The sequence below is a fragment of the Blautia luti genome (assembly GCF_013304735.1).
In the GTDB taxonomy this organism is placed as follows: domain Bacteria; phylum Bacillota; class Clostridia; order Lachnospirales; family Lachnospiraceae; genus Blautia_A.
This window is the reverse complement of record NZ_JAAITI010000006.1, coordinates 54,785-68,606: the sequence shown is the minus strand read 5'-3', so window position 1 is coordinate 68,606 and position 13,822 is coordinate 54,785. Positions and strand designations below refer to the sequence as shown.

At 46.6% G+C, this 13,822-nt stretch carries 13 protein-coding genes; 7 read left to right on the top strand and 6 right to left on the bottom strand.

Annotation, left to right across the window (positions count from 1 at the left end; translation table 11 throughout):
- Positions 1–26 precede the first annotated feature (26 nt).
- From G5B06_RS05070 to G5B06_RS05060, 3 genes are read left to right on the top strand one after another with little or no spacing between them, the layout of a single operon-like run.
- A complete protein-coding gene (locus G5B06_RS05070) occupies positions 27–1,493 on the top strand; it encodes a UbiD family decarboxylase (protein ID WP_173761944.1) in 1,467 nt (488 codons plus the stop codon).
- Positions 1,490–2,059, top strand: coding sequence for a UbiX family flavin prenyltransferase (locus tag G5B06_RS05065; protein ID WP_173761945.1), 570 nt, complete (start codon positions 1,490–1,492; stop codon positions 2,057–2,059). Before G5B06_RS05070 ends, G5B06_RS05065 begins: the two co-directional genes overlap by 4 nt.
- A complete protein-coding gene (locus G5B06_RS05060) occupies positions 2,044–2,421 on the top strand; it encodes a hypothetical protein (RefSeq protein WP_173761946.1) in 378 nt (125 codons plus the stop codon). The genes G5B06_RS05065 and G5B06_RS05060 overlap by 16 nt, the downstream gene beginning before the upstream one ends.
- A gap of 160 nt (positions 2,422–2,581) precedes the next feature.
- Here G5B06_RS05060 and G5B06_RS05055 read toward each other — a convergent pair whose 3' ends face one another.
- Positions 2,582–3,958, bottom strand: a complete 1,377-nt coding sequence (locus G5B06_RS05055; RefSeq protein WP_173761947.1) for an MATE family efflux transporter — start codon at positions 3,956–3,958, stop codon at positions 2,582–2,584.
- Positions 3,959–4,347: 389 nt separating this feature from the next.
- On the opposite strand from G5B06_RS05055, the gene G5B06_RS05050 reads away from it, so the two are divergent.
- The 3 genes from G5B06_RS05050 (at position 4,348) to G5B06_RS05040 (ending at position 7,640) form a co-directional block, all read left to right on the top strand.
- On the top strand, positions 4,348–5,838 hold the full coding sequence (locus tag G5B06_RS05050; protein WP_173761948.1) for an AAA family ATPase: 1,491 nt from the start codon (positions 4,348–4,350) through the stop codon (positions 5,836–5,838).
- 248 nt (positions 5,839–6,086) lie between these two features.
- Positions 6,087–7,118, top strand: a complete 1,032-nt coding sequence (locus tag G5B06_RS05045; RefSeq protein WP_148446612.1) for a LacI family DNA-binding transcriptional regulator — start codon at positions 6,087–6,089, stop codon at positions 7,116–7,118.
- An 18-nt stretch (positions 7,119–7,136) separates the two neighbouring features.
- Positions 7,137–7,640 carry a gamma carbonic anhydrase family protein gene (locus G5B06_RS05040; RefSeq protein WP_173761949.1) on the top strand — a complete coding sequence of 168 codons (504 nt, stop codon included), beginning with the start codon at positions 7,137–7,139 and terminating at the stop codon, positions 7,638–7,640.
- Between the two features lie 84 nt (positions 7,641–7,724).
- Here the strand turns inward: G5B06_RS05040 and G5B06_RS05035 are convergent, their stop codons facing one another.
- The 5 genes from G5B06_RS05035 to G5B06_RS05015 form a co-directional block, all read right to left on the bottom strand.
- Entirely contained in the window at positions 7,725–9,104 is a 1,380-nt protein-coding gene (locus G5B06_RS05035) for an alanine/glycine:cation symporter family protein (protein ID WP_418408151.1), read from the bottom strand.
- Positions 9,105–9,278: 174 nt separating this feature from the next.
- Entirely contained in the window at positions 9,279–10,085 is an 807-nt protein-coding gene (locus G5B06_RS05030) for a sulfite exporter TauE/SafE family protein (protein WP_180215105.1), read from the bottom strand.
- Positions 10,082–11,404 carry an amidohydrolase family protein gene (locus G5B06_RS05025; RefSeq protein ID WP_173761950.1) on the bottom strand — a complete coding sequence of 441 codons (1,323 nt, stop codon included), beginning with the start codon at positions 11,402–11,404 and terminating at the stop codon, positions 10,082–10,084. Before G5B06_RS05025 ends, G5B06_RS05030 begins: the two co-directional genes overlap by 4 nt.
- 110 nt (positions 11,405–11,514) lie before the next feature.
- A complete protein-coding gene (locus G5B06_RS05020; RefSeq protein WP_148446604.1) occupies positions 11,515–11,961 on the bottom strand; it encodes a hypothetical protein in 447 nt (148 codons plus the stop codon).
- Between the two features lie 2 nt (positions 11,962–11,963).
- Complete coding sequence (locus tag G5B06_RS05015; RefSeq protein WP_173761951.1) at positions 11,964–12,818, bottom strand: DUF3100 domain-containing protein; 855 nt, start codon at positions 12,816–12,818, stop codon at positions 11,964–11,966.
- Between the two features lie 304 nt (positions 12,819–13,122).
- On the opposite strand from G5B06_RS05015, the gene G5B06_RS05010 reads away from it, so the two are divergent.
- Positions 13,123–13,818: a Crp/Fnr family transcriptional regulator gene (locus G5B06_RS05010; RefSeq protein ID WP_148446600.1), complete on the top strand. Its 696-nt coding sequence runs from the start codon at positions 13,123–13,125 to the stop codon at positions 13,816–13,818.
- The last annotated feature ends 4 nt before the right edge of the window (positions 13,819–13,822 follow it).

Genomic DNA, 13,822 nt, shown 5'->3' with positions numbered 1-13,822 from the left:
AATAAAGAGAATGCAGGAGGTTTTTTATGGCAGAGAAAGTAAGAGATTTAAGAAGTGCCCTGGCACTTCTGGAACAGATGCCGGATCAGCTGATCGAGACAGATGTGGAAGTAGATCCGATGGCAGAACTTGCAGGGGTATACCGCTATGTAGGAGCCGGCGGAACGGTAAAGCGTCCTACAAAAGAAGGTCCTGCCATGATCTTTAATCATGTGAAAGGACATCCGGATGCAAAGGTGGCCATCGGTCTTCTGGCAAGTAGAAAGAGAGTTGCCGCTTTGCTTGATACCCGGCCGGAAAATCTTGGAAAGATGCTCTGTAAAAGTGTGGAGAATCCTATTCCACCGGTAGATTTTAAAGGGGATGCACCGTGCCAGCAGGTAGTGCATAAGACAACAGATCCGGATTTTGACCTTTATAAACTGGTTCCAGCACCAACCAATACGCCGGATGATGCAGGTCCGTATATCACACTTGGCATGTGCTATGCCACACACCCGGATACAGGAGTTCATGATGTAACGATTCACCGTCTCTGCATTCAGGGAAAAGATGAGCTTTCCATTTTCTTTACACCGGGAGCAAGACATATCGGAGCTATGGCGGAGCGTGCTGAGGAACTGGGACAGAAGCTTCCGATCTCTATCAGTATCGGAGTTGATCCTGCTATTGAGATCGGTTCCTGCTTTGAGCCGCCTACAACACCACTGGGATATGATGAACTGTCTGTAGCCGGTGCGCTGCGTGGAGAGCCGGTGGAACTTTGTAAATGTGTGACAGTTAATGAGAGAGCCATTGCCAATGCGGAATATGTAATTGAGGGAGAAGTGATCCCTGGTGTGCGTGTAAAAGAAGATCAGAACAGCAACACCGGATACGCTATGCCGGAGTTTCCTGGATATACCGGACCTGCAAGTGACCAGTGCTGGCTGATCAAAGTTACGGCAGTGACACACCGTGAGCATCCGATCATGCAGACCTGTATCGGACCAAGTGAAGAGCATGTTTCCATGGCTGGGATCCCTACAGAGGCCAGTATCTATGGCATGGTGGAAAAAGCAATGCCTGGAAGACTTCAGAATGTGTACTGCAGCAGTGCCGGCGGTGGAAAATATATGGCTGTCCTTCAGTTTAAAAAACTTTCTCCAAGCGATGAGGGAAGACAGCGCCAGGCTGCTCTTCTTGCCTTTTCCGCGTTCAGTGAGCTGAAAAATGTATTTCTTGTAGATGAAGATGTGGATTGTTTTGACATGAATGATGTTCTCTGGGCGATGAACACAAGATTCCAGGGAGATGTGGATGTGATCACCATTCCGGGTGTTCGATGCCATCCCCTTGATCCGTCCAATGATCCGGCATTTTCTCCAAGCATCCGTGACCATGGAATTGCATGCAAGACTATTTTTGACTGTACAGTACCTTATGATCTGAAAGATCGTTTCCACAGAGCACGTTTTATGGAACTGGATCCGGAGAAATGGCTGAAAAAATGAAAAAGAGAATTATAGTTGGTGCGACAGGTGCAAGTGGCCTGCCGCTCCTTGTAAAATGTCTGGAGATTATCCGGGAAGATCCGGATTTTGAGTCTTATCTGATCATGAGTTCCAGCGCAGAGCTGACTCTCCGGCAGGAGACAGAGCTGGAAGTGGATGATGTGAAACGGCTGGCAGATCATGTGTGTGCACCGGAGGAGATCGGGGCAAAACCGGCCAGTGGTTCTTTTAAAACAGAGGGGATGCTGATCGTGCCCTGCAGTATGAAAACGATTGCTGGTATCCACAGTGGTTATGCGGATAATCTGATCCTGCGTGCGGCGGATGTGACGATCAAAGAACAGAGAACGCTGGTACTGGCTGCCAGGGAAACGCCTTTAAGCGGAATTCATCTTCGGAATCTTTATGAGCTTTCTATGCTCCCGGGGGTGAGGATCATTCCGCCGATGATGACGTTTTATCATAGGCCGGAGTGTATTGATGATATGGTTTATCATATTGCGGCGAAGCTTCTGGAGCCGTTTGGGATTGAAGCGAAGGAGTATCGTAGATGGAATGGATTGTGACGGAGTGTGTGGTGGCTGCTGGATGCCAGCTGGAGATCAGTGCTGCATTGATTGGTGAGGATGTGCTTCTTTGTCTGCAGGGCGGAGAGAGGCCGCATCTGGGGTGTGTGGTGCAGACGGAACCAAGGGAATCCCTTTCAGGAGATGGTAGTGTGAGTGCGACTTCTTCGGTTTTGAATTTTCCGGGGCATAAGGATGAGGTTGTCTGCCGGTGGATGGCGGAGAAGATTTCGAAGGAGCTTGGAAAGAGAGTGGTTTGTACTGGGGGATTTCATAAAGATGGGATTTCGGCGGAGGAGATCCGTGAGGTGCAGATGGCGGTGGAGCAGTTGACGGAACGGTTAGTTAAGAGGTTACGGTAGTTTGGTGGATGAACGGACGCCCGGGAGACAGTATCTGTCCGGTTCTGCGGCTTCGTCGGGGGCTGGCATTTCAAACCGGAAGGGGACGGAAGCGAACGTGAACGTTCTGTCCTGCGTCCCTTCGTCAGTAAAAGTCAATACTCCACATCCACCCAATATTCTATTTATTATTCTCAAATATATCCTCACGGGTAATATTCTTAGCCCATTTTCCACTAAGATACCTCTTAATAACCCAAGGCCACTTCACAAACTCATCTGTACAGAGCAGAAAATACACCCACATAACCGGCAGCTTCAGTACAAACGCGGCGAAGAATCCAAGGGGCACTGCATATACCCACATATCGATCGTATCACAGATCAGGCCAAACTTCGTATCACCGCCTGCACGGAATACACCGGCGATCAAGGTTGTATTTACTGCAGTTCCCATAACGTAATAACAGTTGATCAGAAGCATATACTTCAAATAATGCATAGCCGTAGGAGTCAGAGAAGCAAACTTCATAATAAAAGGTGTAATAGCAAGAACGATCAGGCCGCCAAAAGCACCGGCGATCACTGTAAGTTTCAAAGTTTTGGAAGCATAACGCTTGGAACGCTCCAGATCTCCCTGGCCCATCACATTTCCAAGAAGGATACCACCTGCGCTTGCAATACCAAAACAGAAAACCGTACCGATATTACGGACAACTACAACCAGAGAATTGGCAGCAACCGCATCCGTACCAAGATGCCCGAGGATTACCGAATACATGGAAAAGCCAACACTCCAGGAAATATCATTGCCAAGAGCCGGCAGGGAAAGCCGTACAAAATCGCTGAACAACAGCTTATTTTTAATAAACATATATCGAAGATCCAGCCGTACATTTTTACTGAAGGCGGAAACGATAAAACATGCGATCAGTTCCACGGTTCTGGAAAGCGCGGTAGCAATGGCAACACCGGTGGCTCCAAGTTTTGGAGCTCCGAAAAGGCCAAAGATAAAAGTGGCGTTTAAAAGGATATTCAATCCAAAAGCCAGCATATTCATGGCCATGCTGACAGTTACCCGCCCGATACTTCGAAGGACGGCCAGATAAACCTCCGTCATACCCCAGCAGATATAGGTGATACCCATAATGCGTATATAAGAAGAACCTATGGCCAGAAGTTCTGGATCGTTGGTGAACAGTTTCATCATCATCTGCGGCATGGTAAATGCAACCAGAGCCACAAGAATAGAGATGATCATGGAAAAACGAAGTGCAATTCCCTCAATGATCTGAATGGCTTTGTAATCCCCTTTTCCATAATACTGGGCACAAAGCAGGGTAGCACCTGTACCAAGACCGTAGTATACCATAAACAGGACATTGGAATAGTTCGCTGCCAGGGAAACTGCGGAGATGGATGACTGACCTACAAAGTTCAGCATGATAACGTCAGCAGAATTGACCGCTGCACTGAGCAGGTTCTGAATGATAATAGGGATGACAAGCTTAACGATCTGCGGATAAAAGTCATCCCGCTGTGAAAGTTGATTTCTCATTTCCTCCTCCAAAAAAATACAACTACAGTAATGGGAGTGCATGTTTTACAAACAGGAAATCCACAGGTACTGTAATTGTGTCAGCTTTTGTAAAAAATATAAAGCAAACATAATTGCACGATAACACAGTTTACAGGCAGTGTCAATCGGCAAACTGCAAAATTGTTTAAACAACTTATGGGAAAATGACGAAGCCAAGTCCGCAGAGGAAACATCATGGTTTTATGCAAAAAAATGCATAAAAAATCAGATCACCAGTTGTTGAGATTTCCAATCCGTGATACACTGAATGCAAACCGTGAAACAATCGTGTTCATGAACATACAGCGAAGTGGAATAGAAAAATCCGCCTTGCGAAAGATATTTTCAGAGAAAGAGGAGTAAAGCACATGCCAGTTTTTGATTTCAGTGCAGCACCGGCAGACAAAAATGAGACAAAGAGCCAGTGCACATATACAACGTTTCGTTCCAATGAGACAAAAGCCACACCGGAGAAACCGGTGCTGATCCTGGATAACAGCAAAAGAGAGTGGAAACATCATTCCTGCGGATATTTTTCCAACCCTGCAAAGCAGACAGCATTTGAGTTCAAGGAAGAGGACGGTGTTTTTCCGGCAGATATCCTGAAGATCGATTCTCGTTTTACAAGTCTGATCAAATGGCTCGGAGAAAATCATATCAACATCCGTCTTTCAGGACAGAATACAGAAGAGGGATATGCAGTTTACAAGATCCGTGAGATCGCTTTTGGCGGCGGTACCAAGCTTTCTGCAGAGGATGGATTTCTTCAGTTCATGATCGAGCGTCTGTTTGCAAGCAGTGCGCCGGCAGAAGTAAATGAGGACGATGAGGAGGAAGAAGACGGTGATGACATGAAGCTCACCAGCATTCAGAGTATCACCGACTTTATGACCTGTGCCGGAAAGACCATGCCGGATAATATCCGTCTCTGGGCGAGAAGAAACCTGGCAGTTGCCCGCTCCCATGAAGTTTCCCAGGAGGAAAGACGCCATGCTCAGAGAGCACTCTCCATTATGATGAACATTCAGTGGAAACATAATTATTTTGAGTCTATTGATCCCAAGGAAGCACGTCGTATCCTGGATGAGGAACTTTATGGAATGGAACGTGTAAAACAGAGAATCATTGAAACGATCATCCAGATCAACCGTACCCATACACTTCCTGCTTACGGACTGCTTCTTGTAGGACCGGCAGGTACCGGTAAATCTCAGATCGCCTATGCAGTTGCAAGGATCCTGAAAATGCCGTGGACAACTCTGGATATGAGTTCCATTAACGATCCGGAACAGCTGACCGGAAGTTCCCGTGTCTACGCAAATGCCAAGCCTGGAATCATCATGGAGGCTTTTTCCATGGCAGGAGAATCCAATCTGGTATTTATCATCAACGAGCTTGACAAGGCTGCATCAGGGAAAGGCAACGGAAATCCGGCAGATGTGCTTCTGACACTTCTGGATAACCTTGGTTTCACAGATAACTATATGGAATGTATGGTTCCGACCGTTGGTGTCTATCCGATTGCCACAGCCAATGACAAGGCACAGATCAGTGCTCCTCTGATGTCACGTTTTGCAGTGATCGACATTCCGGATTACACACCGGAGGAAAAGAAGATCATCTTCTCCAGATTTGCACTTCCGAAGGTTCTGAAACGTATGAGCCTGAAGCCGGAAGAATGTATTGTAACCGATGAGGCGCTGGATGCAGTGATCAGGAAATTTGAGGACACCACAGGAATCCGTGATCTGGAGCAGGCTGCGGAGCATATCGCGGCCAATGCGCTGTATCAGATCGAGGTGGATCATGTGAAAGCCGTGACCTTTACCCCGGAGATGGTACAGGAGCTTCTGGACTGACGCAGAAATTTGTTTTAGAATGATAAATAAGAATGCTTCCGGAAAAATTTTCGGAAGCATTTTTTTACAAAATCAAGTAAGTCTCTTGTGGGGGTGCGAAAAGAGATAAGCAGTGGGTGGGGACTTGCCTGGAAATTATAAAAATAATCAAATCAGGGATTGCCTGAGAACACGTAAATGTGTATAATGAAATAAAAACATGTGCACGTGAACACGAAAAGCACAGGAGATGTTTTGGAGGGTAAAATATGGCAGTAACGTTACAGCAGATCGCGGAAGCGGCCGGGGTTTCAAGAGGCACCGTGGACAGGGCACTGAACAACAGAGGCCGTATCCGCCCGGAAGTAGAGGAAAAGATCAAAAAGATAGCACAGGAGATGGGGTATCAGCCCAGCCGCGCAGGACGTGCCCTTGCCATGGCAAAGCGGAAGATCCGTATCGGTGTGATCCTTCAGTATATGAAGACCCCTTTTATGCAGCAGGTTTTAAAGGGTGTCCTGGAAGCAAAAGAAGAAGTGGAGAGTTTCGGCGGAACGGTAAAGATCTATGAGATCGAGGGCGTGGAACCGGAAAAAGTAATGGCTGCAATGGAAGAACTACGGGAAGAGGGGTTTAACGGGATTGCTCTGACACCATCGGAAGATCAGCTGTTAAGAGCGAGGATTGACCAGTATCAGGAAGAGTATGGGATTCCGGTAGTTACTTTTAATGCAGATCTGGAAGATACGAAGAGGTTATGTTTTGTGGGACAGGATACGTTTCAGGCCGGCCGTACAGCAGCAGGCCTGATGGGAGAAATGACAGGCGGAAGCGGACAGGTTGCCATCATTTCCGGACAGGTTGCCAATCCTGGCCTGATCAGCAGGCAGAAGGGATTTTCAACAGAGATCAAGGAAAGTTTCCCGGGAATTGAGGTTGTGGATACAAGATATTCCTATGATGATGAGTGGGTGGCATCCAAGATCGTGGAAGAACTTCTGGAACTTTATCCGGAACTGACCGGTATTTATATTACGGGCCATGGCGTAAAGGGCGTCTGCCAGACTTTGCAGAAGCTTGGAAAAGACAAAACCATGCATGTGATCGCCAATGATTTCCTGGAAGAAAATCTGAAATGGCTGAAGGAAGGAACCATCAATTTTCTTATCGGACAGGATGCAGCCGTACAGGGGCATTCCCCGGTGACCATTCTGTTCCAGCTCCTTTTTGACAACAAAACACCGGAAAAGGAATATCAGTATACAGATATTGTGATCCGGACGAAATATAATATGGGTTAAGCAGATTCAGGAGGAAAAATGAATTATAAAAATGTAAAAATCGCAGAAGGCGCCAGGATCGCAAAACAGTCTGTGATCCTTGGGGATGTGACGATCGGCCGTGACAGCTGTGTGCTGTACTATGCAGTGATCCGTGGAGATGATGCTCCGGTAGTGATCGGAGAAGAGACTAATATCCAAGAAAACTGTACCATTCATGTAAGCCACAATATGCCGGTCCATATCGGAAACAATGTTACTGTAGGGCATAATGCGGTGATCCATGGATGTATCATCGGAGACCGTACACTGATCGGAATGGGAGCGGTGATCCTGGATGGTGCAAAGATCGGAAATGACTGCATCATAGGAGCCGGAAGTCTTGTGACAAAAAATACGGTGATCCCGGATGGTTCACTGGTAATGGGAAGCCCGGCCAGGATCAAACGAAACCTTACCTGGGAAGAAAAACTCGGAATCGTGGAGAACAGTAAGGAATATCTTTCAGTGTCTGAAGAGATGAAAGAACAGGATGTGTTGTAAAATAACAGCTCCAACTGCCTCGTAATGATCAGAAGCAGTTGGAGCTGTAACTTTGTTATATACGACTTTATAACTATGAATGTTTTACTTATCAATCACTTCTACTGGAGTATCGTCCCGTGCATCCAGATTATTGATGTATTTCTTTGTTTCTTTTACGATCACATTGGAAAGCAGCAGTACTGCGATCAGATTGGGAATGGCCATCAGCGCATTCAGGATGTCGGCTACGGTCCATACCAGGTTCAGGGAAATAACAGGAGCAATGGCAGCTACCGCGATGTACAGCACACGATAAGGGATGAGGCCTTTTTTGCCGGAAAAATACTCTACGCACCGTTCCCCGTAATATGCCCACCCAAGGACAGTAGAATATGCGAAGGAAATGATACCTACCACCAGGATCACAGGGCCAAGGATCGGGATCTGCTGAAATGCGAGGGTGGTAAGGACACCACCGTCAGTGATATTTCCCATGTCTATGGAAGGATTTTTCATAATGCTGGTGACAAGAACGAGACCGGTCATCAGACATACTACAACGGTGTCCCAGAATGTACCGGTACTGGAAACAAGAGCCTGACGTACCGGATTTCTTGTCTGGGCTGCAGCTGCGGCGATAGGCGCGGAACCCATACCGGATTCATTGGAAAAAAGTCCTCTTGCGATTCCATACTGCATAGCCATCATGATACCACGTCCCACAAGACCTCCTGCAGCGGCACCAGGAGTAAATGCAAGTTTGCAGATGGTTTTTACGGCAGGAATGATAAAATCGAAATTGATCCCCAGGATGACGATACATCCGATCACATAGAAAAATGCCATAAACGGAACAAGACGTTCACATACGGTTGCAATGGATTTGATCCCGCCGAAAATAACAAGAGCAGTAAGAACAGCCACAGCAATGCCGATCACTGCTGGCGGGATATGGAGGTTCTCGTTACATACCGTTGCGATGGCATTGACCTGGGTGGCACATCCGATCCCAAAGGAGGCAAAACCGCCAAAAAACGCGAAGATCAGACCAAGCCAGCGCATATTTAAGCCACGTTCCAAAGCATACATGGCACCACCCTGCATACGTCCGTCTTTGGTTTTGACACGGTATTTTACGGCGATGAGAGATTCGCTGTATTTGGTGGCGATTCCAAAAACACCGGTAAGCCAGCACCAGAGAACTGCACCGGGACCGCCAAGAGCGATAGCAGTACCGACACCGATGATATTTCCGGTTCCAATAGTAGAAGCCAGTGCCGTTGTCAGAGCTCCAAACTGGCTGACTTCACCTTCTGCATCGTGATCTTTGGTGACAGACAGGCGGATGGCAGTACCAATCTTTCGCTGGATCACCCCGGTGCGGATGGTCATAAAAATATGAGTACCCAGAAGCAAAATGATCATCCACCAGCCCCACACCAGACTGTCGATCTGGTTTATCACATTTCCGATTGCATTCATCATAGAAATCTCCTCCCTTTCTCAAAGCGAAATCCCTGCAGGACTGCAGAAATACCAACAAGAGCGTACAGACACAGGAAACATGTGCTGTACGCCCTTGTACGTTACGCTCTTTAGTTGTGATTATTACGTTGATTATACAGGAATTTTCAGAATGATGCAACAAAAAATATTTTACATCAGCATATAAATGGCAATGCATACAGAGAATACAGCTACAAATATCTTCAGCCCCTGAACAGGAACTTTTCCCGCGAAACGGCTTCCCAGCCATACACCGATCCCATGAGTCAGAACGATCAGTACCAGAAGTCCAAGGACTTCTGTCCAGGTAATTCTGGAAAGATAGCCGATACATGCAGGAATGGCAATAAACACGGAGTCAAAAAGTGCCACACCGACGGCGATCCTTGTGGACACTCCGCATGCTACCAGAAGAGGCATCACAAGGACCGGGCCGCCTGCACCGGAGAGAGAACAGATCGCTCCGGTAGTGATCCCAAGGAAGATCAGGAATCCCATATGGTCTGCAATGGATTTTGAACGTACAGGCTCAGAAGAGTCTGGGCTTTCATTTGAGGCAGCGGAAGCTGCTTTTCTTTTTTCATTCCACATCCGGACCAGAATGGAAGCACCGGAAAACAGTACCACCAGATAAAGGATGGTTTTGGCTGTGGATTTCTCGATCATGGACTGAAGGAATACACCGGCAATGGCACCGATGAGGCTGCCGATACCAAGTTTCAGAGACATTTTTACATCCAGATTTCCGGCTTTGTAATAATTAAAAGAACCGATAATACCGGATACCAGAAACGCAAGAAAACTGAGTGCCAGCGCATAAGTTACGTCAAAGCCAAGTCCGCCTGTGTACAGCATAGGCAGCAGAAAACCGGCAATTCCACAGATTCCGATGCATCCGCCAACTGCCATATTTGCGGCTGCGATGATCACGAGAGTCAGGATCGTTAAAGAATTCATTCAGACACCTCCCCGGAAGTAAAATATTTCTCTGCCTGCCAGAGGATCTTTTCCTCATCCAGGGTCAGTACCTGGCGGTTTCGCATCAGAAGTTTTCCGTTTACAATGCTGTCAGACACATCATTTCCGCAGACACATTCCAGAAGTGTATTTACCGGATTGTTTGTGGCAAGAAGATGTGGCTGGCGCCAGTTGATGGAGATCAGATCGGCTTTGAACCCTTCTTTTAATACACCGGATTTTTCTTCACCAAGAAGGTGAGCACCGTTTTCAGTAGCCATTTTCAGGATGGTTTTTGCGGGCATTACAGCTGGATCTGCATTTTTTACTCCCCAGAAAGAATTCATGACAGAACGGAAGATCTTCATTTCATTCCAGAGACTTAAGCCTCCATGTGCAGTTCCGTCTGTGCCAAGACCGGTGCAGATTCCCTGTTCCAGAAGAGAAGGAGTATCCGGCACACCTTTTCCGCAGTTACTGAAGGGACAATGAACAACTTTTACCTGATTTTCTGCAAGAAGAGAACGTTCGTGAGCAGACACCATAATGCTGTGGGCAGAAAGGAAATCCGCATTCAGAACCCCGAGAGAATCCAGATATTCCACAGGACGCAGCTGAAATTTTTCCAGAGTATAATTTACTTCTCCGGCATATTCATTCATATGAGCCTGAAAAAAAGTATTCCGCTCTGTGGCCCGTCCGGCAGTGGCTCTAATAAGTGCAGGGGAGCAGTTCATCAGTGCACGTAAGGAATAGAATACTTTCAGATTTCCCTTTCCGTGAAATTCATCAAAAAGACGGTCCTCCGATGCAAGAACTTCCTCCGTAGTCTGTCGTATGGAATCCGGAAAATTTCCCTGATCCATGGATGAATGGGAAAGTGCGCCGCGAAGGCCTGAAGCCAGGTAAACTCTGGCAGCTTCTTCCATAAAATAACTTCCTGCGTCCACAAATCCGGTAGTTCCGTTTTTGATCATCTCAAGGGCGGCAAGGCTGGCACTGAGACGCATTTTTTCCGGAGTCAGAGTGCTTTCAAAAGGCAGCATGATCCTGGTCCAGATCATGGGCAGTTCATCCAGTACCGCACCTTTGAGAAGCTGCTGCCCGGTATGCATATGGCCGTCTATAAGGCCTGGCATCCACAGGAGATCTTTTCCATCGATGGTTTCTGTGGCTGTAAGGCAGGAAGGCTCTTCAGAGGTGATGGAAAGGATGGTTCCGTTCTGGATGGCAATGAAAATGCTGCGCCGGATTTGGAAGTTTTCATCCAGGATGGAAGTGTTACGGATTAAGATATCACAAGTTGTTTTTTCGTTCATTTTTACCTCCCAGATTAAAGCTGATTTTTGAAATCTTTGTTTTGTGTGACAGGAAAAAACAGCCGGTCAGTGAAAAGACACCAGCCGGCCGAAGAAAGTCCATGAATTTATCAGATCACATGTGTCAGAGACAGAACAATCTGGGCGATGATAGCAGAACAGGTAAAGGTTCCGATCATGACCAGAGCCGCGATGAGAAGCATTTTCCATCCCTGTTTTGCAAACTCTTTCAGCTGGTCGCTGATGGAGATTCCGGCATAAGCACCAACCATGGTCAGCGGTGCGGTGAAATTGATCTTTCCGGCAGCTTCGATCACAAACTCACGGGCAGGGCATAACGGGCTTGCAACAAGAAGTCCGATAAGAGAACAGTAAGCGATCACCGGCAGCTTGAAAGGCACCAGTTTGCTGATCACTACCGATACAAAAGAAATCGCAAGGAGGATCAGGATGCCTGGAACAGAATCCATAAAGTTTACCTGAAATCCTACAAAATTGGCAAGGGCGATTCCAACACCTGCCACAAGAAACATTACAGCCCACTCAATATATCTCATTGTTATTTCTCTCCTTTTCCTTTTCCAGCCAGTTTGTCATGGATCGGACCAAGCTTTGGTTCCAGTTTTCCGTAAAGCCAATTACACAGCGGGATACCTACAAAGAGGGCCATGTAAATTCCATCGATGCCTGAAATAGTTTCACTGGCACTTGCAAGTGCACCAATCTGATCCGCCATTGCCGGGAACATTTCTGATAACGTAGCGGTGGCAGTTGCCATCATGATGCCGGCGCCAACACCGGAAGCCATACCAAGTGAATACGGATGAAAAAGGCCGGTGGAAGCGATTACGGTTGCCATAAAACCAAAGAAGATGGTTCCGACCATTCCGCCGATGATGTAAATGGAAAGACTTCCGCGTGCTTCAGGGGAGTCCGGTCCGAATACATCCTGCATCAAAGCCAGGTTCGTCTCGCGGTTAATGGAGTGGCAGGCACCGACAGCCTCACGTTTCAGGCCAAGGAGCAGTGCGATAGGCAGTGACAAAAAGATGGTTCCCAGGTTTCCGAACTCCTGAAGGAGAAGTGCCGGACCTGCGGAGATCACAGTCTCAATACTTGCGCCTGCATTGATGCCGAGCTTGGCGATAAAAGGACAGATACATACGATAACCAGTTTGGATGCAGCCTTTACCTCAGGCTTTTTGAATATCTTCAGGATCTGAGGTCCTGAAAGGATACCAAGAAAAATAGAATAAAAAATAGGAAACAAGATCAAAGTTCCTGGTCCCAGGGGAATCTTGATCTGTCCTATGGAATCAGCAATTATGATAAAGATCAGTGCGGCGAGATAGATTTTCCATTCTTTTTTCAGGCGCTCGCCAAGGCCTGAATACATAAACTCCTGTTGCTTCATTTCTTACCTCCCTAAAATGTATCAGACAGTTTTTCGGGGCTCCCATGTGTATCAGCAACAAGGTTGGATGCAAAAAACTGCTGGTAAAGTGATTCGGATGTATTCTATAACGATCCGGTACAGAGCTTCGGGCAAAGCAGATAAAATACAGTTGCCTGTCTGAACTCTTTACGGCGAGGATTGTACACTTTTGAAAAAGTAAAAAAAAGGACAAAAGGGACTTTTTGGAAAAAAATATAAATTTATAGAATAACTCATGGTATAATGAAAGAAATATTTATTATTGTTTTGTTGGAGGAAAGAAATGACACTGGAAGAACTGATCGAAACCTATCCGGAGGTAGAAACTTATTTCAAAAATATGCCGGAAGAACTGAAAACCCGCTACACCATCCGGAAATTTCCACCGGGAACTATCATCCATCAGAAAGACTATCCTCTGGATTATTTCGGGATCGTATGCAGCGGAGATCACCGGGTAATCAATGAATTTGAAAATGGAAATGTATTTATGATCGAAAAAAACGAGCCCATTGATTTTATTGGTGAAGTTACGATTCTTGCGGAAAAACCTCTCACATCCGTATCTATCGAAACACTGACAGAATGCGTGGTATTTATGATCTCCAGAGAAGATTTTGAGATGTGGATTGCCCAGGATATCCATCTTCTGCGCCTGGTAGCTCACAAGATCGCATACAAACTTTACCGTTCCTCCTACAACCGGGGCGCCAGACTTTTTTATCCTCCTACGTTCCTGTTCCTGGACTACATGCTGAAATTTGCCTCCGCCCACAACATCGAGAAAAAGGGCGAAGTTATCCTCCGGAAAACAAGGGAAGGAATCCGGGAAGAACTGGGAATGACTGTAAAAACCATCAATCGTACCATTACAAAACTGAAAGAAGATGGACTCATTGATACCCGCAAAGGAAAGGTAGTTATGTCGCTGGAACAGTATCGGATGGCAAGGGATAAGATTGGGTATTATGTGTCGTGAGAAA